At 65.0% G+C, this 20,751-nt stretch carries 11 protein-coding genes; 10 read left to right on the top strand and 1 reads right to left on the bottom strand.

Annotated features, from left to right (window positions below; genetic code table 11):
- The first annotated feature begins 13 nt into the window (after positions 1–13).
- From SB753_RS27255 to fhuB, 4 genes are all read left to right on the top strand, one after another.
- The gene (locus tag SB753_RS27255; RefSeq protein ID WP_410802807.1) at positions 14–5,713 is read left to right on the top strand and encodes an amino acid adenylation domain-containing protein; all 5,700 of its coding nucleotides are present in this window, start codon (positions 14–16) and stop codon (positions 5,711–5,713) included.
- Positions 5,714–5,920: 207 nt separating this feature from the next.
- Positions 5,921–8,113, top strand: coding sequence for a TonB-dependent siderophore receptor (locus SB753_RS27250; RefSeq protein ID WP_408417039.1), 2,193 nt, complete (start codon positions 5,921–5,923; stop codon positions 8,111–8,113).
- Between the two features lie 46 nt (positions 8,114–8,159).
- A complete protein-coding gene (locus SB753_RS27245; RefSeq protein WP_410802805.1) occupies positions 8,160–9,119 on the top strand; it encodes an ABC transporter substrate-binding protein in 960 nt (319 codons plus the stop codon).
- Positions 9,116–11,107 carry a Fe(3+)-hydroxamate ABC transporter permease FhuB gene (fhuB, locus tag SB753_RS27240; RefSeq protein WP_410802803.1) on the top strand — a complete coding sequence of 664 codons (1,992 nt, stop codon included), beginning with the start codon at positions 9,116–9,118 and terminating at the stop codon, positions 11,105–11,107. The genes SB753_RS27245 and fhuB overlap by 4 nt, the downstream gene beginning before the upstream one ends.
- Positions 11,108–11,235: 128 nt before the next feature.
- Here fhuB and SB753_RS27235 read toward each other — a convergent pair whose 3' ends face one another.
- Complete coding sequence (locus SB753_RS27235; RefSeq protein WP_410802908.1) at positions 11,236–13,296, bottom strand: TonB-dependent siderophore receptor; 2,061 nt, start codon at positions 13,294–13,296, stop codon at positions 11,236–11,238.
- A gap of 373 nt (positions 13,297–13,669) precedes the next feature.
- On the opposite strand from SB753_RS27235, the gene SB753_RS27230 reads away from it, so the two are divergent.
- The 6 genes from SB753_RS27230 to SB753_RS27205 all read left to right on the top strand — a co-directional run bounded on the left by SB753_RS27230 (position 13,670) and on the right by SB753_RS27205 (position 20,723).
- Positions 13,670–14,950, top strand: coding sequence for an MFS transporter (locus SB753_RS27230; RefSeq protein WP_410802801.1), 1,281 nt, complete (start codon positions 13,670–13,672; stop codon positions 14,948–14,950).
- Between the two features lie 120 nt (positions 14,951–15,070).
- A complete protein-coding gene (locus tag SB753_RS27225) occupies positions 15,071–15,715 on the top strand; it encodes a pyridoxamine 5'-phosphate oxidase family protein (protein ID WP_410802799.1) in 645 nt (214 codons plus the stop codon).
- Positions 15,716–15,792: 77 nt separating this feature from the next.
- A complete protein-coding gene (locus SB753_RS27220) occupies positions 15,793–16,710 on the top strand; it encodes a LysR substrate-binding domain-containing protein (RefSeq protein ID WP_020069930.1) in 918 nt (305 codons plus the stop codon).
- A gap of 163 nt (positions 16,711–16,873) precedes the next feature.
- The gene (locus SB753_RS27215; protein WP_310070955.1) at positions 16,874–18,175 is read left to right on the top strand and encodes an MFS transporter; all 1,302 of its coding nucleotides are present in this window, start codon (positions 16,874–16,876) and stop codon (positions 18,173–18,175) included.
- A gap of 71 nt (positions 18,176–18,246) precedes the next feature.
- Positions 18,247–19,494 (top strand): metal-dependent hydrolase family protein, encoded by a 1,248-nt coding sequence (locus SB753_RS27210; protein ID WP_087753175.1) that lies wholly within the window; start codon positions 18,247–18,249, stop codon positions 19,492–19,494.
- A 122-nt stretch (positions 19,495–19,616) separates the two neighbouring features.
- Positions 19,617–20,723: an asparaginase gene (locus SB753_RS27205; protein WP_410802797.1), complete on the top strand. Its 1,107-nt coding sequence runs from the start codon at positions 19,617–19,619 to the stop codon at positions 20,721–20,723.
- The last annotated feature ends 28 nt before the right edge of the window (positions 20,724–20,751 follow it).

Genomic DNA, 20,751 nt, shown 5'->3' with positions numbered 1-20,751 from the left:
CCAGACTGACGTCATGCAGACCACGACCCGCAACGAACCGGCCGCAGCGCCGGATTCTTCCACAGGCATCGGCGACGCGCCGAGCCACGCGCTCGCGATTTCGCGCAAGTACGCAGCGCTGTCGCCGGAGCGTCGGCGCCGTTTTCGCGAGAAGGCGAGCGAGCAGGGCGTCGATCCCGCGCGTCTGCCGATCGTGCCGTTGTCGCGCGAGGCTGGCAACGCGAACGATAAGGACGGCGTTCCTTCTTCGCCCGGCTCCGCGCTTTACCCCCTTGCGCCCGCGCAGGAGCGCCTGTGGTTCTTGTGGAAACTCGATCCGCAGAACCCGGCGTACAACCTGTCGCGTGCGCTGCGGTCGACGGGACATCTCGATGTGCCCGCATTGCGCCGTGCATTCGATGCGCTCGTCGCACGCCATGGCGCACTGCGTACGCGCTTCGTGGAGACGCGCGGCGTGGTGGCGCAGCACATCGGTGACGGCGCGCACTACCTGTGGCGCGAGCACGCGCTCGAAGACGCCGCGCAACTGCGCGACACGCTGCGTGCCGCCTCTCGCGAACCATTCGATCTGATGAAGGGGCCGCTGCTGCGTGTCGATCTCATCGCGATCGGGGCAGAGCGTCACGCGCTCTCGATCGTCGTGCATCACATCGTGTCTGACGGCTGGTCGCAGTCATTGCTCGTTCGCGAACTCGCGGCGCTGTATCGCGCGGCACTCACGGGCCAGGATGCGCCGCTGGCTCGCGCGCTGCCGCCCGTCGAAATTCATTTTGGCGACGTCGCTGCATGGCAGCGTGAATGGCAGGACGGCGCGCTCGTTGACGATCTAGCGTATTGGACGCAGCGCCTCGGCACCGATCGCCCCGCGCTCGAACTACCATTGGACCGGCCGCGCGCTGCGGTGCGGGGCATCGAAGGCGGACGCGCGCGGCGCGACGTCGCCCCTGCGCTCGCCGGGCGCCTGCGCGAAGTCGCGCGCGCGCAGCGCACGACGCTTTTCACTTTACTGCTTGGCGCGTATGCCGCCTTGCTGTATCGCTATGACGGGCAGTCAGGCGTACGGATCGGCGTGCCGTCGGCGGGACGGCAGCGCAGCGAGACGGAAGGGCTGATCGGCTTTTTCGTCAACACGCTCGTGATCGACGTCGATGTGGACGGCCGCATGCCGTTCGGCACGCTGCTCGCTGGATTGCATGAACGTGTGCTCGAAGCGCATGCGCACCAGGCGGCGCCGTTCGGCAGCATCCTCGACGCATTGCGGATCGAACGCGATCTCGGGCGCTCGCCGCTGTTTCAGGTGATGTTCAACCTCGAGCAGGCGACGAGTAGCGCGTCCGTTGCGATGCCAGGACTTGTCGTGGAGCCGGAGGCAGGCGGCACGGACACGGCGCGTTTCGATCTTGTGCTGAACGTGGTGGACGACGGGCACGGCCTGCGCCTGATGTTCAACTATGCGGCGGATGTGTTCGATGCAAGCACCGTCGAACAAATTGCATTGCAGTACGAAGCAATTCTGACGAAGATGGCCGAAGACGTCGCGCGACGCGTTGGATCGTTGACGCTGCCCGGGCGATACGAAGCAGCGCCGTTGCAGCGTTATGCGTTCGAATCGCTCGGGATGGCGCTTGCGGCGCAGGCGAAGCGCTCGCCGCATGCGATTGCGTTGCGCTGCGAGGATGAATCGCTCACCTATGCGGAACTGGACGCGTGGTCGGCGGCGCTGGCGGCACGGCTCGTCGCGCGAGGCGTTGGCGCCGAGCGGCGCGTGGGGCTGTGCGTGGCACGCGGTCCGGCGTTGGTTGCGGCACTGCTTGGGATCATCCGCTCGGGTGGGGCGTTCGTGCCGCTCGATCCCGAGTATCCGCCCGCACGCCTTGCGCAGATGATCGACGACGCGGGCATCGTAGAGGTGGTGGCCGATAGCGCTAGCGCGAAGCAGGTGGGGGCGGTGCTGGCTGGGTGTGAGGTGGTTGAGGTGGGGGCGACTCAGCACGATGCCGCCTTGAGCGCGGAAACAGCGACCGCAGCACCACAGTTCCTCGACACCCCCCTTCATCCCGACCAGCTCGCCTACGTGCTCTACACATCGGGCTCGACTGGCCGGCCCAAGGGCGTCGGCGTGAGCCACGGCGCGCTGTGGACGCACCTGCAGGACTTTCTCGCGACCTACGGCATCGACGGCAAGGATACGGTGCTGCACTCGTCGACGATCAACTTCGACGTCGCGCTGCACGAGACGCTGCCGGCGCTGCTGCGCGGCGCGACGGTGGAGATGCGCGGCTCGCAGCCGTGGGATCTGCAAAGCCTGAGCGAGCGGCTGGTGAAGCGGCGCGTGACATTCGCGCGGATTCCGACCGCGCTGTGGCAGCAGTGGCAGCGTCATGCGCCGCCGCGCGCGCAGCTCGCGCTACGCCAGGTGACGGTGGGCGGCGAGGCGCTGCCGGGCGACGCGCTCGCGCGCTGGCGCGAGGGGCCGCTCGCGGATATCCGGCTGGACAACCTGTACGGGCCGACCGAGACGACGGTGGCGGCACTGTACCGCCGCACCGGAGCCGACGACGCACGGCAGGTGACGGTGCCGATCGGGCATCCGTATCCGGGGCGTACGGCGCGGGTGTTCGACGCGTTCGGCGATGAGGCGCCGGTGGGCGGGCTCGGCGAGCTGTGCATCGGCGGACCGACGGTGGCGCGCGGCTATCCGGGAAGGGCAGCGCTGACGGCGGAGCGGTTCGTGCCGGACCCGTACGGCGAGCCGGGGGCGCGCCTCTATCGCAGCGGTGACCTGTGCCGGCTGCGCGCGGACGGCACGGTGGAGTTCCTCGGGCGGCTGGACCAGCAGGTGAAGCTGCGCGGGCAGCGCATCGAACTGGGCGAGATCGAGGCGGTGCTGCGCCAGTGCGAGGGCGTGCGCGAAGCCGCGGTGATCGTGGTGGGCGAGGCGCAGAAGCAGCGGCTCGCGGCGTATGTGGCGGGGCAGTCCGATGCAGCGGCCTTGCAGCCGCTCGACGCGCAGCGTCTGCAGCGCGAACTGGAGCAGAAGCTGCCCGGCTACATGGTGCCGTCGTCGATAACGGTGCTCGCACGGTTGCCGTGGATGCCCAACGGCAAGCTCGACCGGGCGTCGCTGCCCGCGCCGCAGGCGGGGTCGATCGAACGGGTGGCGCCGTCGAACGAGGTCGAAGCGGCACTGCTGTCGATCTGGGCGGCCGTGCTCGGGCGCGATGACCTCGGTGTGACGGACAACTTCTTCGAAGCGGGCGGGGACTCGATCCAGAGCCTGCAGATCATCGCGCGGGCACGCGAGGCGGGCTGGCGGCTGACGCCGCGGCAGGTGTTCGAGCATCCAACCGTGGCCGGCCTCGCGCAACGCGCACAGCGGCTGGACGCGGGCGCAGTACAGGAGATCGACGACGGCGCCGCGCTGCCGTTGACGCCGATCCAGCGGCTCTTCTTCGAGCGCTATCCGCAAGGGGAATCGCACTGGAACCAGGCGGTGCTGCTGAAGGTGAAAGGGCGGCTGGTGCCGGCGGCGCTGGAGCGCGCGGTGGCGGCGCTGGAGGCGCGGCATGACGCGTTGCGGCTACGGTTCGTGAAGGAGGCGGGGGAGTGGAAGCAGGTGGCGGTGAAGCAAGCAGGGGCGTCAGAGATGTTCGCGCAAATGTCTGAAGCCTCTCAAGCAGCGCAGACCTCACAACCGTTACAGTCAGCTAGCACAGCGGTAGTCCATCACGACCACCTCGCCTCGCTTTCCAGGCTGACAGCGGCCTGCGACCGCATCCAGTCGAGCCTGAACATCGAACACGGCCCGATCTGGCGCGTGGGCCACTTCGAGACGCTCGACGAAACGCGCGTACTGATCGCGATTCATCACCTGGCGGTGGACGGCGTCTCCTGGCGCGTGCTCCTCGAAGAACTGCAAACCGCCTATGAACAGGCCGAACGCGACGAACCCATCGCGCTGCCGGCGCCGTCGATGCCATGGCGCGCCTGGGTACGCGCAATCAATCAGTATGCCGAATCATCGGAGCGCGTCAGTGAACTCGCGTGGTGGCAAACGTCACTCGACGCGCCGGCGTTGCGCGCCGGCCCGCTGTTCCCGCCGCTTTCTTCGCATCCCCAACCGCAAAAGACGCTGCTGAAGAAACTATCGCCCGACATGACCGCCGAGTTGCTGCGCGAAGCGCCGCGCGCCTACAAAATGCGTGTCGATGAAGTGCTGCTTGCCGCGCTCGCTCGGGCCATCGGCGATACCGTCGCGCGTGACGAAGTGCTGGTCGAACTGGAGGGCCACGGTCGCGAAGACGTGATTGAAGGCGCAGACCTCAGCCGAACGGTTGGGTGGTTCACCACTCAATACCCGCTCGCGTTACCGCGCGGCATGGACTCCGCTGACTCGCTGCTGCGCGTGCGCGAGCGCCTTGCCGCAGTACCGCTGCGCGGCCTCGGCTGGGGCCTGCTGGCCTGTTGCGCCGACGCAGCCAGCCAGTCCGCGGTGCGTGCGCTGCCATCCCCGGAAATCGGCTTTAACTACCTGGGCCGCTTCGATCAAACGTTCGACGGCGAAAGCCGCTTTGGCTTCGCGCCTGAATCGTCGGGAGACGCCATCGCGCCGCATGCGCGGATTCCCGATCGCGCGCTCGATATCAATGGCTGGATTGCAGGCAACTCGCTGGCGTTCAACTGGGGCTACGCGCCGCAGTTCTTGCCCGACGAGCTCGCGGAGAAACTCTTCGCGTCGTTCGAGTCCGCTCTCGGCGAACTGCTGGCTCATTTACGCACGGCCACGTCGCAGCCGCAGATGTCCGCTTCCCTAAAAGCAGTTCCGGAGTCGATCGAGGCGCTTGCAAGGCGCGACGCCGTCGCTGCAAGCTGGGCTGCGCGTGCGGTCTATGAGGCCAGTCTGCCGGTGCCGTCCGACGACGCGCTCGCTGGCTGGTTCGCGCGACGTCGGCCGCAAGACGCGAACGCGCGGGCGTGCGCCGTGTCATCGCCGGCCGTGCCGTTGAACGCGCTCGGTGCGCCCGCCACGCTGTTCTGTCTGCATCCGGGCTACGGCATGGTCGGCGAATATCGCACGCTTGCGCAAGCGCTCAATGGCCGCGTGACCCTGATCGCGATGCAGGCGCCGGTGCTGCGTGGCGAGCCATGGGAAGGCGACAGCTTCGAAGCGCTCGCCGCGCACTACGCACAGCGCATCGAGGCGCTGCAGCCGCACGGCGACTACGCGTTGCTCGGATGGTCGTTCGGCGGGCGGCTTGCGATCGCCATCGCGGATCATTTCGAGCGGCGCGGCGCGCGCGCGTCGTTCGTCGGTATCGTCGATACGGCGACGCATCGCGTAGACGGCGCTGCGCCCATAGTCGACGAAAGCTCCGTGGCTGCGCCCGAACTCGCATTGCTCGACGGGGCGGAGCCGTCGCTGCTCGGCAAAGCGCTTGCCGTCGATTCCATGCACGCGGACTTGATGTCCCGGCATGAACTGCCGCGCGTCGCTTGCGATCTGCACGTGTGGCGCGCTCTGCGTGTCGCCGATCCGCGCCGCCGGATGTCATGGGCGGACCGCACGCGCGGCCGGCTGCACGAGTTCGACATCGACGCGACTCATTCCAGCATCGTCCACCATCCGCTTCTCGCGGCGCAGCTTGCGCAGTGGTTCGGACAGCCGCTTCCACGAAACGACCACCCATCAGCGTCCTTATACGGCGACGCCTGAGCAGTCGGCGTTCTGCAAGGTCCGCCGCACGACCTGCAGGACTCTCCGACAAGCGCCGTTGTCGCTTCGTCGCGACGATTTATTCACATTGAATGCGAACGATTATTGTTTACATTAGCATCTTGTCTTGAGAGAATCGTCACGCACCAGGAGCGGCGCGGGACGCCGCCCCTGACTCGGGGATACAAGAATGGGGAAACAAGAAGAATGAAGGTAGAGCAGGCAGGGAAAAGCGGTTCTAAACGGGAGCGCGGCTTGCCGCACCTGCGCCCGATATACGTGGCGCTGATGCTGGGCGTTGCCGGGTTCGGCGCGCACGCGCAAGGGTCGCCGGCCGCGGCCTCGGGCACGGAGGCCTCGAAGGAATTGCCCGCGGTCCAGGTGCGCAGTTCTGCTGAGGATCCGCTTGGGCCAGGCGTCGGCTACGTGGCCAAACGTTCCATGACGGGAACCAAGACGGATTCCGCGTTGCTCACGAATCCGCAGAGCGTATCGGTCGTAACGCGTCAGCAGATGGACGATCAGGGCGCGCAGACTGTCGATCAGGCGTTGCGCTATACACCGGGCGTGTATTCGCAGGACGGCACCGACATTCGTGCCGATCAGCTTTACGGCCGGGGTTTTGCGCTCGACTCGTATCTGGACGGCTTGCATCTGTACCAGTCGCCGCGCTTCGCGACGCCGCGCATCGACCCATATTTCATGGAGCGCATCGACGTGCTCCATGGTCCGGCCTCAGTGCTCTATGGGCAGGGCAGCCCGGGTGGTCTCGTCAACTACGTGAGCAAGTTGCCGACGGAGCAGCCGTATCACGAACTCATGATGCAGATCGGCAACCACAACAACTATCAGTTGGGTTTCGATTTTAGCGGTCCCGTCGACAAGAATGGCACCGTGCTGTACCGGCTGACAGGCGTCGCCCGCACCGCCGAGACGCAAGTCAGCGCGATCAAGGACCAGCGGCTTGCCATCGCGCCGTCGGTCACGATCCGCCCGAACCGCGACACCACGTTCACGCTGCAGGGCAGTTTTCAGCGCGACCCGAACGGTGGACTGTTCAATCCGGTTCCCGCAGGCGCGACATTGTTCAGTAATCCAAACGGTCAACTTGGGCCGGACAAATATTTCGGCGATCCGGATCGCGACGGCATGCACCGCACCCAGTACTGGTTCGGTTATCAGTTCGATCATGCGATCAACGACAAACTCAGCGTGTCGCAGAACCTGCGCTATCTGCACATCGACCAGCATTACTACCAGACGTCGGTGACGAGCGCGCTCGGAAGCAATCAGCGTACGGTGTCGATGTGGGGCAACGTCGATAACGAACACTACACGCAGTTCGAGGTCGACACGCACGCGCAGGCCAAGGTGACGACGGGCGCCGTCCAGCACACGTTGCTGTTCGGTCTCGACTATCAGCGCTCGATGCTGGGCGACACAGAGGGCAATTCCGTCCTCGGCACGGTCGATCTGTATAACCCGAACTTCTCGTCGCTGCCGACACAGCAAGCGAACACGCGCCTCGACTATTCGTTGAGCACGGTCGGCGTCTATGCGCAGGACGAGGCGCGCTGGCGCAACTGGGTGCTGACGTTCGGCGTTCGTGAGGACTGGACAGGAGGCAACCAGCAGACCACGTTGCTCACCACCGGAACCGGCACGACCTACCACACGAACGATCACGCGTTCACCTGGCGCGCCGGTCTCGCGTACGAGTTCGAAAACGGCATTGCGCCGTACATCAGCTATTCGCGTTCGTTCCAGCCGGTGCTCGGCGCGACATACTCGGGCGCGCCGTTCGCGCCGACCAAGGGCCGGCAGGTCGAAGCCGGCGTGCGTTATCAGCCGAAGTGGTTCGACGGCTACTTCTCGGTCGCCGCGTTCACTCTCACGCAGGACAACGTGTCGGTAAGCGATCCGAACCATCTGGGCAGCACGATACAAACCGGTCAGATCCGCTCGCGCGGCGTCGAACTGGAAGCGCACGCGAATGTCACCGCAGACGTGAAGGTGATCGCGTCGTACACGTACCTGAATCAGGAAGTGACGAACACGACGACGGCTAGCAGCCTGAACAAGCGCCCGACGATCGCGCCTCGTAACACCGCTTCGCTGTGGGCGGATTACACGTTCCACCGCGGACCGCTGCGCAACTTCGGCCTCGGCTCGGGCGTGCGCTATATGAGCAGTTCGGCGGGCGACGCAGCCAACACGTTCACGGTGCCGGGGCGCGTACTCGTCGACCTGGGTGCGCATTACGACATCCAGAACTGGCGTCTGTCGCTGAACCTGAACAACGTGTTCGACCGCGAGTACATCTCGTACTGCACGACCGCGTCGGTTTGCTACTGGGGCGCGAGCCGTACGGTGCTCGGAACGGCGCGCTACCAATGGTGATGGCCATGACGAAGGGTAGCGCCGATGGCTCACTGCATGCGTTGTCATGACGGAACGCTTGCGCTTTAACGGCAGGCGGCGCCTCGCGCTCGCGGGTTTGGGCGCGGCGGCGCTCGCGGCATCGGGCGCTCCGTTCGCCCGCGAGGCGGCGGTGAGTTTGGCCGCGAGTTCGGCCGCGCGTGCGGCTGCAGGCGCCGCTGTCGCTTCGAATCCGCGCGTCGTGGTGCTCGACTGGCCGCTGACGGAAGTCGTGCTGTCGCTCGGCGTGGTTCCGGCCGGCGTTTCGCGTCCCACGTGGTATGCGAAGCTCGACGGCGTTCCACCGTTGCCGTCTTCCGTCGTCGACACGGGCTTGCTGTATCAGCCCAATTTCGAGGTGCTGGAGTCGCTGAAACCAGAGCTTATCGTCATCACCCCATGGCATGCGCCGCTGCGCGCGTTGCTCGAACGGATCGCGCCGACGTTGACGGTGCAATTGTTCGGACCCGGCATCGACGTGTATCCGGCGGTTCATGCCGCGACGCGAAGGCTGGCCGGCGCGCTAGGACGCGAGGCCGCGGCCGATGCGCTGTTCGCACGCGCCGACGCCGCGCTTGCCGACGCGTCCGCACGTCTCGCGGCCTTTCGCGGGACCGGACGCCCGCTCTATCTACTACGCCCAATCGACGACCGGCATATCGCCGTGTTCGGCAAGAACAGTCTGTTCGGCGGCGTGCTCGGCGCGCTCGGAATCGACAATGCGTGGCAGGGCATGGCCGATCCGCAAGGCATGACCGAAGCGGACCTCGGCGCGCTCGCGACGCGCACCGATGCGCAAGTCGTCACGATCGGCGTGCCGCCCGGCGTCGCCGCGCAACTTGCGCGAAGCCCGCTATGGGGCGCGTTGCCGTTCGTGAGGCAAAACCGCGTGCAACATATCGGACCGTTGCCTGCGCTCGGCGGCGTCGTTGCGTCGATGCGTTTTGCCGACAGCCTCGCAAACGCGCTGCAAGGAGTCACTACATGAATCGCCCAACGGCGACCGTCGCCTTCGCCGCCCCTCGCACATGGCGACTGCCCGCGTTGCTGCTGATGCTGGCCGCGTGGCTCGTTTATCACACGCTATCGGCGCGGCTGCCGGTCGCGCAATGGCCAGGCGTCGTGCTGTCCGGCGCCGACGCAACGCTGCCGCAACTCGTCGTGCGTTATGGCTGGTTGCCGCGCGTCGCCATTGCGTTGATCGCCGGTGCGGCTTTGTCGCTCGCCGGTGTCGTGTTCCAGCAGGTATTACGCAATCCGCTTGCCGAACCGCTTACGCTTGGCGTGTCAGCGGGCGCCTATCTCGCCCTGACGATCGCCGCGGTCGTCGCGCCCGCGTTGGTCGCCGACATGCGTTTCACGGTTGCGCTGACCGGCGCCGCACTCGCAATGCTGGCAACCATGGCGATGACCTGGCGCAAAGGCTTCGCCGCCGTGTCGATCGTGCTGGCCGGAATGATCGTGAACCTGTATTGCGGTGCACTGTCCGTCCTCCTAACTATTGTGTTCGAGCGTTCGCTCACGTCCGTTTTCATCTGGGGCGGCGGCTCGCTCGTGCAGAACGGCTGGGCGGGTGTCGTCTGGCTACTGCCGCGCGTGCTCGCCTGCGGTGCGGCTGCGGCGCTACTTGTGCGTCCGCTCACGCTGTTTTCTCTCGACGACGGCAGCGCGAGCCAGCTCGGTATGTCGCTCGCATGGACGCGGCCCGTCGCGCTCGCCATCGCGGTGATCCTGAGCGCGTTCGTCGCGAGCGCGGTCGGCGTGATCGGCTTCATTGGGCTCGGCGGTCCGGTGCTCGCGCGACTGATGGGCGCGCGCCGGCTGCGCGACCAGTTGCTGTGGGCGCCGCTCGTCGGCGCGCTGTTGCTCGCAATCGCCGACCAAGCCGTGCAGAGCTTGCCAGGCGTGCTCGGCGAATTGCTGCCGACCGGCGTCGCGGTGGCCCTCTGCGGCGGCCCGCTGCTGCTGTGGATGCTGCGCCGTTTGCACGTCGACGCGCCGCGTCCAGCGTCGGTGGAACGCGCAGCCCCGCGCCGCGCGTTGCGTGTGCCCGTGCTGCTGCTCGGCGGGCTGCTCGTTGCCGCGGTTGTCATCTCGCTGTGTTTTTCGGTGACGCTACACGGCTGGCAGTGGACGGACGCGCAACATTGGAGCGACGTCTGGTTCTGGCGCGTGCCGCGGCTGACTGCTTCGCTCGGGGCCGGCGTGATGGTCGCACTCGCGGGCACGATCCTGCAGCGCGTAACCGGCAATCCTATGGCGAGCCCCGACTTGCTCGGCGTCAGCGGTGGCGCGATGCTCGGCATGCTGGTGGCCGCGGTCGTCGCGACGGAGCCGTCGACGCCCGTGCTGCTCGCGGGATCGGCGGCCGGTGCACTTATTTGCCTGCTGACTATCGTCACGCTTGGACGCCGCAGCGGTTTCGCGCCCGAGCACGTGTTACTCGCGGGCATCGCGATCAGCGCGTTCGCGCAAGCAGTCATCATGCTCGCGACCGCGAGCGGCGGCGCTTATGCGAACCTGCTGCGTCCGCTGCAGTACGGTTCGACCTATCTCATCGTGCCCGCGACGGCCATCGCCGTTGGCGTGTGTACGGTCGCCGCCGTGCTTGTCGCGTATCTCGGCGCGCGTTGGCTGGAAATCCTGCCGCTCGGCGCCAACGTGGCGGATGCGCTCGGCGTCGGCGCACAGCGCGCGCGGCTGCTGCTGCTCGCGGTCGCCGCGATCCTCACGGCGGGAGCAACGGTCGTGATCGGCCCGATGTCGTTCGTCGGCCTGATGGCGCCGCATCTCGCGCGGCTGCTCGGCTTTCCGCGCGCGCGTTCGCAGATGCTCATCGCGGCGCTCATTGGCGGGTTGCTGATGGTGCTGTCGGACTGGCTCGGGCGCAACATGATCTTCCCGCAGCAGATGCCGGCGGGCGTGATTGCGACGCTTCTGGGCGGCCCTTATCTGATGTGGCTGTTGCGTCGTTGATGCATCGATCCAGTTAGGCCGATCCTGCTGAAAGCGGGGACGAAGTCAGGGAGCCGATGGCTCCCTGACTTTTTGTGCGACGTCTGCGCGCGATTTGCGCGGCCTCGCGAATTGCGTCGAACGCCGCCTTAGAACGAAAACGTCGTATTGAGCATCACGAGCCGCGACTCGCCGACGGCGATGATCAGATTGCTGTTGCTCGACGGATAGTACGTTTTGTCGAACACGTTCTTCACGTTCAGTTGCACATGCGTGGGAATCTTGCCGATCTTCGTGTCGTACGCGGCGAACAGGTCGGCGACCACATAGCCCGGCAGCGTGAAGCTATTCGCCGTATCGCCCGGCCGCTTGCTTACGAGCCGCGCACCGCCGCCAAAGCGCCATTGTCCCGGCAGGTAGGGCAGCATCGTGTCGTAGACGGCGAAGAGACTGCCCGTGTGACGTGCTGCATTCACGAGACGCGTGCCGTCGTCGCGGTCCGTCGCGTTCGTATATGCATAGCTGCCGATCACGCTGACGTGCTGCGTGAGCCGTCCGGCAACGTCCAGTTCGACACCGCGCGACCTCGCGCTGCCCACTGTCTCGGTCGTATCGCCGACGGTTACCGCGACGTTCTGCTTGTCGATCTGATACACCGCGAGCGTGCCGGTGATACCGTGCGAGTCGAACTTCAACCCGGTTTCGAACACGCGTCCATGCTCCGGCGCGAGCGGCTCGTTCACTTGTGTGGCGACGTTCGGCACGAACGACTTGCTGAAGTTCGCATACGCGGAAAGTGCCGGCGTCAGCCGGTACACGAGGCCGAATTGCGGCAGCCAAACCTGTCCATGCGAGTGATCGGCGATCACGAACGGACGGCCCACGCCCGACAGTTGCTGCCAGTTCTCCCAGCGCACGCCGCCTACCGCGATCAGCCTGTCGGTCAGATGAACGGTGTCCTGCGTGACGACCGAGTAGGTGTGCACTTTCGACAAGCTATCGCTTTGCGCCGCGCTCGGCGTGCCGCCCGCAGCGAGCATTCCATAGACAGGCTCGTACAGATCGAAGCCGGACACTGCCTTGCCGCGAATCGTGTCGCCCCGAAAGCTGCGCTGCCGTTCGTATTCGCCGCCCACATATACCTCGTGACGCATGCCCGCGAGATTCAGATTGCCGATCGCGCCCACGGTGGCGATCTCGTCGGAGTCGTTGCGCTGCAGATTCGCATCCGACGTGCGGCTCATGATGCCGGTCCTGCTGTTGAACGCCGTCGCGCGCGTGATGTACTGGTCGTAGCGGTCGCGGCTCCATCCGTAAGTCGCGCGCACGCGCCACTCGTCCGAGAAGCGATGTTCGATCTTCGCCCGTAGCGTTTCCTGCTCGCCCGAGCTTTGCGCCCAGGGTTCCTCGTAGCGCGTGTAGCGCAGTGCATCGTCGAGATGGCCGTTGACGAGCACCGTGCCCCGGTCGAAGGGCGTCGTGTAATCGACGTACTGGTAGCTCACGTCGATCGATGTATTGGCGTCATGCCATGAGAGCGACGGTGCGATCAACGAATCGCGCTGACGTCCGAAGCTGCGCCAGTAGCGCGCCGTGTTGTATTCGCCGGTCAGGCGAAAGGCGAGCGTGCCGCCCGCGACCTGTCCCGGCTGGCCGATGGGCCCGGTCAGGTCGAAGCCCGTACCGCTGCCGCGATGGCTCGTGTAATTCGCCGAGACGGAGCCGTGGAAGGTGTCCTCCGGTTTGCGCGTGATCAGGTTGATGACGCCGCCCGGCTCCTGAATGCCGTAGAGCAGCGAGGCGGGGCCTTTGAGAACTTCGACACGGTCGATCGTCGCCAGATAATTGTGCAAGCTCGGCGAGCGGATGCCGTCGACGAGGATCGAGCCGTCGTCGTTCGAACCGAAGCCGCGTTTGATGAACGCGTCGCGCGTGCCGCCAAGCGTGTTGGTCTGCGTGATCCCGCTTACGTTACTCAGTACGTCGTCGAGTGTGCGCGCCTGCTGGTCCTGCATCACGCTCGAACTCACTACCGCGACGGATTGCGGAATGTCGCTGATCTTCGTCGCGATACCGCTCGCCGTTTCGCTCGTGCGCGGACGATAACCGACGGTCGGGTCGGCGAGCGCTGTGCCTTGCACGGCGACCGCCGGCAATTCCGTCGAAGCGGCGGGCTGGGGGCTCGCGGCGTCGGAGGAAGCGGCGGCCATCGCGGCTGGCGCGGTCACCATGTACATCATCATCGAAAGCGGCAAGCCGATGCCGAACCGGCGATAGCGGCCGGGTAGTGCAGAAGTTTTTACGAAGCGCATGGATGGTTCGGACGACGCGGCACGCCCGCACCAAAGCGGTCGGGAGTGTCCGGCGGCGTCAGTTTTTATTAATGATGCGAGAGAATAATGTAAATGAGAATTGTTATCAAATGAAAACATCGAAAATCTTAGGTAGGCGGAGAGCGGTGAGGCGGCCGCATTGGCTCGGCCTGCTTGCGCTACGCCGGTGACCGCCGCGTCAGCAGAACCCGCATGCTTGCTCTAAACTAGCTGCCGCCCGCGCCCAGCCCAATCAAACAAGACGACCTCGATGCCTCCCGTTCCCGCCGATTCCAACGATCGCAACGACTCCACCGATACAGCGAGTGTCAGCCTGCCGAAGCAACCGGCGTTTCAACGCTTCTGGTGCACGCGGATCCTTTCGTCGCTGTCGTTCCAGATGCTCGCGGTCGCGATGGGGTGGCATATCTATGCGCTGACGCACAGCGCGTTCGCGCTCGGCCTCGTCGGTCTCGCGCAATTCCTGCCAATGTTCCTGCTCACGCTCGTGGTCGGCCATTTTGCGGACCGCTACGATCGTCGGCGGATCGCGGCGATTTGTCAGAGTCTCGAAAGCGTCGCCGCATTGCTGTTCGCGTGCGGCACCTTTGGCGGATGGATCAGCGCGCCGGTCATCTATGCGCTGGCCGCATGCGTGGGCGCGGCGCGCGCGTTCGAATCGCCGGCGGTCGCTTCGCTGCTGCCGGGCGTCGTGCCGCGCCCGCAGTTGCCGAAAGCGACGGCATGGGCCACTTCGGCGAACCAGACCGCGCAGATCGCCGGTCCCGCGCTCGGCGGTCTGCTTTACGGCATCGGGCCGGGCGCCGCTTATCTCGCGTGCATGCTGTCCTTCGCTGCCGCCGCGACGGCCGTGTGGGGCATTCCGCTACGCGCGAAGCCGGCAAGCCGCGCGCCTGTCACGCTCGAATCGGTGTTCTCCGGCATCGCGTTCATTCGCAAGGAGCCGGTCATATTGGGCGCGCTGTCGCTCGATCTGTTCGCGGTGCTGTTCGGCGGTGCCACGGCGTTGCTTCCGGTGTTTGCGCGGGACTTCCTGCATACGGGGCCGCTCGGGCTTGGCCTGTTGCGCTCGGGCACGGCCATCGGCGCGCTCGCCGGGACCATCTGGCTTGCACATTTCCCGCTGCGCAACCGGCCCGGCGCGGCCATGTTCGGCGGCGTGGTCGTGTTCGGCATCGCCACGCTCGTGTTCGGCCTGTCGCATCAGTTCATTGTTTCGCTGCTTGCGTTGATGGCGCTCGGCGCGTCGGACACCATCAGCGTGGTCGTGCGGCTGTCGCTCGTGCAGCTTCGCACGCCGGATGAAATGCTCGGACGCGTGAGCGCCGTCAACTCGCTTTTCATTGGGACGTCGAATCAATTGGGCGAATTCGAGTCCGGCGTGACGGCCGGCTGGTGGGGCGCACGAACGGCCGTACTGGTAGGCGGCATCGCAACGATCACGGTCGCCTTGCTGTGGATGAAGCTCTTCCCCGAACTCAGGAACGCGCGTTCGCTCGAACGCGAAGAAGAACTGGTGCCTAGCATCTGAGCGGCGCGCTATTCTCAATTGATGGAAACCCGGTTCTCGATCCGGCCGGGTTCTCCAGAGAGGCTTTAACGGTTAAGGTTGACGCGTTACTTGCGGAACGACCCGCGAAGGAGCCGCTTCATGACACGCCTCGACTCGCAACCGAACAGTTATCCGAGCGACATTGCTTTCACGCCCACCGTCAAGGCATTGCAAAGCCGCAACGGATCGCGCGACGCGTATGCCCGGATGGAAGAAGAGCACGGCTGGCAAACCCGGCTGACGCCTGACGTCGCGCGTTTCATCGAGCAGCAGACCAGTGTGTTCTTCGCGACCGCAAGCGCAGAAGGGCAACCTTATATCCAGCATCGCGGCGGCCCTGCGGGTTTTCTGCACGTGCTCGACGACCACACGATTGCGTTCGCCGACTTCGCCGGCAATCGTCAGTACATTACGTCCGGCAATCTAACCGACAACCCGAAAGTGCATCTCTTTCTCGTCGACTATGCGCATCGCCGGCGCATCAAGCTATGGGGCGAAGCGCGTGTGATCGACGACGATCCCGCGCTGCTCGCGAAGCTCATGCCGCAAGGTTACAAGGCACGCGGAGAACGCGTGATCGTGATGAGCGTGCATGCGTGGGACGTCAATTGCCCTCAGCACATTCCACAGCGTTTCGAGGCTGCGGACGTCGCCGCCGCGTTGCAGGAGCGTGACGAGCGCATCAAGGATCTCGAAGCGCAAGTAGCGGAACTCAAGCGCCTTTCAGCTGCTTCTGGCGCTTGATAGACGATGCCCGACGGTGATCTGAGCCTGAGCCGCACCCGCTATCATGGTGCGATCGCGACTCGGCTCCTTTCATCATGCGCATTGCTCCCTTACCACCGCTCCAATGTCTGGTCGCGTTCGAATCGGCCGTGCGGCACGCAAGCTTCACCAAGGCCGCCGCGGAGTTGCATCTGACGCAAAGCGCGGTCAGCCGGCAAATCCAGCAACTCGAGGAATTTCTCGGCCGGTCGCTGTTCGTCCGTGAGCATCGCGCATTGCGTTTGACCATCGCCGGCGAGGGTTACGCAAAGCGCGTGCAATGGTTGCTTGCTAACTGTTCCGAAGCGACGCTCGACGTCATGAAGCGTTACGGCGACCAGGAACTGACCATCGCGTGTTCGTCGGGCGTCGCCGTGTTGTGGCTGACGCCGCGGCTCGGTGCGTTTCGTGCCGCTTACCCGAACGTGAAAATCAGAATGATCGTACGCGACGGACTCGCTTCGATGTCGCCCGCCGAATTCGATGTGGGTCTCTACTACATTCGCCAGCATGCCGAGCCGCATTACACCGCCCGCCGCATTTTCGACGAGGAGGTGTACCCGGTCTGTTCACCCGCCTATCTCGCAGGCCGCGTGCTCGAGCCCGCCGATCTTGCTCAGGAAACGCTGCTGATTCAGGAAGACGGTCAGCGCCAATGGATGTCGTGGCCGGAATGGTTTCGCATCAACGGCGTGCAAATGCCGGTTGCGCCGCAGGCTGTCATGGTCAATCACTATCCGCAACTCGTGCAAATGGCGATTCTCGGTCAGGGCGTCGTGCTCGGCTGGCGGCACATGATCGACCGATGTCTCGAAGAAGGGCTGCTGGTGCGCGCCACCCACGCATCCGCAAGTCACGGCGGCGGCTACTACGTGGTGTCGCCGAACGACCGCTCACAGAACCAGGCCGCGCGCGTGTTCACGCGGTGGCTCTTCGAGCAGGCCGAAGCGCAGACGGGCAGGGCGGCGGCCTGAACGGCTTCGCATGCGCTGCACGCATGCGTGCATGCGAATCTTTCGTTTCGAAAACAATTCAGGTCTCTCTACGATCGGCGTTATGCATGCAAAAGCGCCGCGACGACGGCGTGGCGCGTTGCCGACACTTTGCCTGACAGGCAGCCAGATGAGGAAAGAGACCATGCAAGGAACGCTTTCATCCAACGTACCGCTCTCGGTGGACACGCTCGCGCGTCAGCGGCGGCACGCCATTATCGCGACCGTGCTCGGCAACGGGCTCGAATGGTTCGACTTCACCGTCTACAGCTTTTTCGCGGTCATTATCGCGAAGCTGTTCTTTCCGACCGGCAATGACCTGACCTCGCTCCTGCTTGCCGTCGCCACGTTCGGCGTGGGCTTTTTCATGCGTCCGGTGGGCGGCATCGTGCTCGGCGTGTATGCGGACAAGGTCGGGCGCAAGGCCGCGCTGTCGCTGACCATTCTGCTGATGGCGGGCGGCACGGCGCTCATCGGCATCGCGCCGACTTATCAGCAGATCGGCGTGTGGGCACCCGTACTGATCGTGATCGCGCGATTGCTGCAAGGGTTTTCGGCGGGCGGCGAGATGGGCAGCGCGACGGCGTTTCTCACCGAGTACGCGCCCGCTAACAAGCGCGCGTACTACTCGAGCTGGATTCAGTCGAGCATCGGCTTTGCGGTGTTGTTGGGCGCAGCGGTCGGCACGTTCGTGACCAGCAGTCTGAGCACCGAAGCGCTTCATTCGTGGGGTTGGAGAATGCCGTTCCTGATCGGCATGCTGATCGGACCCGTCGGCTATTTCATTCGCAGCCGCATGGACGAAACGCCTGCCTTCAGCGCAGTGGCCGACGAAGCAAAAGACGATTCGCCGCTCGCCGAAGTGTTCCGCCGCTTCCCGCGAGAAACCTTCGCGAGCTTTTCGATGGTGATTCTGTGGACCGTTTGTACTTACGTTCTGCTGTTCTACATGCCGACGTATTCGGTCCGCACGTTGCATCTGCCGCAGTCCACGGGATTTCTCGCGGGCATGTTCGGCGGCTCGATGATCATGTGTTTCGCTCCGGTGGTGGGCAAACTCGCCGACCGCTACGGGCGCCGCCGCTTCCTGTCGGGAGCCGCCGTGCTGATTCTCGTGCTGGCCTGGCCGATGTTCGCATACATCAACCGGGCGCCGGGCCTCACTTCGCTGATGGTTTTTCAAGGCGTGTTCGGTCTGCTGATCGCTGCATACACCGGACCCATTCTCGCGGCGTTCTCCGAACTGTTTCCGACCAAGGTGCTCTCCACGGGACTGTCGGTCGCCTACAACTTCGCTGTGACGATCTTCGGCGGCTTCGCACCGTTCTTCATTACGTGGCTGATTGCGTCGACAGGCAGCAACATGGCACCCGCGTTCTACGTGATGATCGCCGCCGCGATCAGCCTGACGGGCACGTTCTTCGTGCGCGATCCGCAGCGGCACTGAATCGGGCAGCGCGTGCGGTGCGCTTCCGGCCGCACGGATTCTCATCAAGTCAGCAAGTCAGGACAATTCCCATGAGCATTACGGTAATCAATGGCGGCAATGTACTCGATCTCAAGCAGGGCATTCTGCTCGAACATCATCATGTCGTGATCGAGAACGGCCATATCGTCGAAGTCACCGATCGTCCCGTTGATCTGCCGAACGCACGCGTGATCGACGCGCGCGGCAAGACGGTGATGCCAGGTCTGATCGATTGTCACGTACATGTGCTCGCTTCGCGTGCGAACCTCGGTGCGAACGCAACGCAGCCCAACATTCTGACGGCGATCCGCGCGCTGCCGATCCTGAAGGCGATGCTCGGCCGCGGCTTCACGACCGTGCGCGATGCGGGCGGCGCGGATTGGGGTTTGACGCAGGCGCTCGAAAACGGCCTGGTTCCGGGGCCGCGCATTTTCCCATCCGGCAAGGCGCTTTCGCAGACGGGCGGCCACGGCGATTTCCGTCCGCGCGGCGATATGCTCGAGCCGTGTTCGTGCTGTTTTCGGGCTGGCGCAATTGCGCGCGTGGTGGACGGCGTGGATGCCGTGCGTCTCGCCGTCCGAGAAGAAATCCAGAAGGGCGCGACGCAGATCAAGATCATGGCATCGGGCGGCGTGGCATCGCCAACCGATCCAATCGGCAACACGCAGTATTCCGAGGACGAAATCCGCGCGATCGTCGCCGAAGCGCAAGCTGCAAACACCTATGTGATGGCGCATGCATACACCGGCCGCGCGATTTCGCGCGCGATTCGCTGCGGCGTGCGCACTATCGAGCACGGCAATCTGGTGGACGAAGCCGCCGCGAAATTGATGCGCGAACATGGCGCGTTCGTCGTGCCGACGCTCGTCACCTACGACGCGCTTGCGAAGCACGGCGCTGACTACGGGTTGCCGCCCGATTCGATCGCGAAGGTCGAAACCGTGCGGCAAGCAGGACGCGATTCGCTGCAGATCTACGCGAACGCGGGCGTGCCGATGGGTTTCGGCTCCGACCTGCTCGGCGAAATGCACACGTTCCAGAGCGACGAACTGCGCATTCGCGCGGAAGTGCTCGGCAATCTCGAAGCGCTGCGCTCAGCAACCACGATCGCCGCTGAGATCGTTGCGCAAGAAGGCAAGCTGGGCGCAATCGAAGCGGGCGCGGTGGCGGATGTGCTGGTCGTCGACGGCAATCCGCTCGACGATATCGGCACGCTGACCGGGCAGGGCGAGCGTCTCGCGTATGTGTTTCAGCGCGGCGAAGTTGTGAGCGAGCGCGGCGCGGTCGTCTCGCGCTGAGACAGCGTGTCATGCCGGACTGATCGCGTGCAATTGATGCCCGTGCGCCCGTTACGTAGAATCGTGGCGCACAACGCTTGATTGCCAGCGCAACGATTTGCGCGATCACGAGGAGAACGGGCATGACTTTGCACACGGCCGGGCCGATTGCGGCGACCGTCTATCGCGGCGATTCGGTAGAGAACACGCACCGCGCGCATGTTGCGGTCGTCGATTCGAATGGCCGCCTGCTGTATTCGTTCGGCGACCCGTCGCGCGTGACGTTGGCCCGCTCCGCCGCCAAGCCCGCGCAAGCGCTGGCGGTGCTGGAAACGGGCGCGCTCGAGCGCTTCGGTTTCGACGATGCGGACCTCGCGCTGATGTGCGCCTCGCACAGCAGCGAGCCGCGTCATATCGAACGTGCGCGGCAGATGCTCGCCAAAGCGCAGGCGAGCGAAACCGACCTGCGCTGCGGCGGTCATCCGCCGCTGTCGGATGCGGTATATGTCGACTGGATCAAGCGCGATTTCAAACCGGGTGCCGTGTGCAGCAATTGTTCGGGCAAGCATGCGGGCATGCTGGCGGGCGCGCGTTCGATCGGCGCGGCGCTGAGCGGTTACGAACAGCCGGAGCATCCGTTGCAGATCCGCGTGAAGCACACGGTGGCCGACGTTTGCGACTTGCCGGACGACGGCGTGCAATGGGCCACTGACGGTTGCAATCTGCCCACGCCGGCCTTTCCGCTCGATCGTCTCGCACGGCTCTTTGCGAAGCTGGCCGCGGCGCAGGACGAGGTCTCGTCGTCCGGTGCAGCGCCCAATACGCGGACAGCGGCGCTCGCGCGCATCTATCGCGCGATGACGGCTTATCCGGAACTGGTGGGGGGCGAGGGCCGCTTCTGCACGATATTGATGAACGCGTTTGGCGGCGCGCTCGTCGGCAAGCTCGGTGCAGACGGCAGTTATGGGATCGGCGTGCGCGCATCGAGTCAGACTGCCGCGCACACGGCGAAAGCGGGCGCACAAGGTGCACAAGGCACACAAGGCGCACTCGGCATCGCCGTAAAAATCGAGGACGGCAATGTCGGCGTGCTGTACGCGGTGGTTGCCGAAGTGCTGGCGCAACTCGACATCGGGACCGCCGGACAGCGCGCGAAGCTCGACTCTTTCCATACGCCCACGATGCTCAACACCATGGGCGTCGCAACTGGCCGGCGGGTCTTTTCGGTTACGCTCGAAGCGTCCCGATAGGACGTGTGCCGGGCAGCGCCCGGCACTC

It is taken from the genome of Paraburkholderia sp. SIMBA_053, from assembly GCF_046534895.1.
Taxonomy (GTDB): Bacteria; Pseudomonadota; Gammaproteobacteria; order Burkholderiales; family Burkholderiaceae; genus Paraburkholderia; species Paraburkholderia caledonica.
Note: the sequence above shows the minus strand (reverse complement) of the source record. Positions and strands in the feature narration are given on the sequence as shown.

Excerpts from the sequence above, each read along its gene's own strand:
- SB753_RS27255 (WP_410802807.1), top strand. The coding sequence starts at position 14 with ATGCAGACCACGACCCGCAACGAACCGGCCGCAGCGCCGGATTCTTCC.
- SB753_RS27250 (WP_408417039.1), top strand. The coding sequence starts at position 5,921 with ATGAAGGTAGAGCAGGCAGGGAAAAGCGGTTCTAAACGGGAGCGCGGC.
- SB753_RS27245 (WP_410802805.1), top strand. The coding sequence starts at position 8,160 with ATGACGGAACGCTTGCGCTTTAACGGCAGGCGGCGCCTCGCGCTCGCG.
- fhuB (WP_410802803.1), top strand. The coding sequence starts at position 9,116 with ATGAATCGCCCAACGGCGACCGTCGCCTTCGCCGCCCCTCGCACATGG.
- SB753_RS27235 (WP_410802908.1), bottom strand. The coding sequence starts at position 13,296 with ATGGCCGCCGCTTCCTCCGACGCCGCGAGCCCCCAGCCCGCCGCTTCG.
- SB753_RS27230 (WP_410802801.1), top strand. The coding sequence starts at position 13,670 with ATGCCTCCCGTTCCCGCCGATTCCAACGATCGCAACGACTCCACCGAT.
- SB753_RS27225 (WP_410802799.1), top strand. The coding sequence starts at position 15,071 with ATGACACGCCTCGACTCGCAACCGAACAGTTATCCGAGCGACATTGCT.
- SB753_RS27220 (WP_020069930.1), top strand. The coding sequence starts at position 15,793 with ATGCGCATTGCTCCCTTACCACCGCTCCAATGTCTGGTCGCGTTCGAA.
- SB753_RS27215 (WP_310070955.1), top strand. The coding sequence starts at position 16,874 with ATGCAAGGAACGCTTTCATCCAACGTACCGCTCTCGGTGGACACGCTC.
- SB753_RS27210 (WP_087753175.1), top strand. The coding sequence starts at position 18,247 with ATGAGCATTACGGTAATCAATGGCGGCAATGTACTCGATCTCAAGCAG.
- SB753_RS27205 (WP_410802797.1), top strand. The coding sequence starts at position 19,617 with ATGACTTTGCACACGGCCGGGCCGATTGCGGCGACCGTCTATCGCGGC.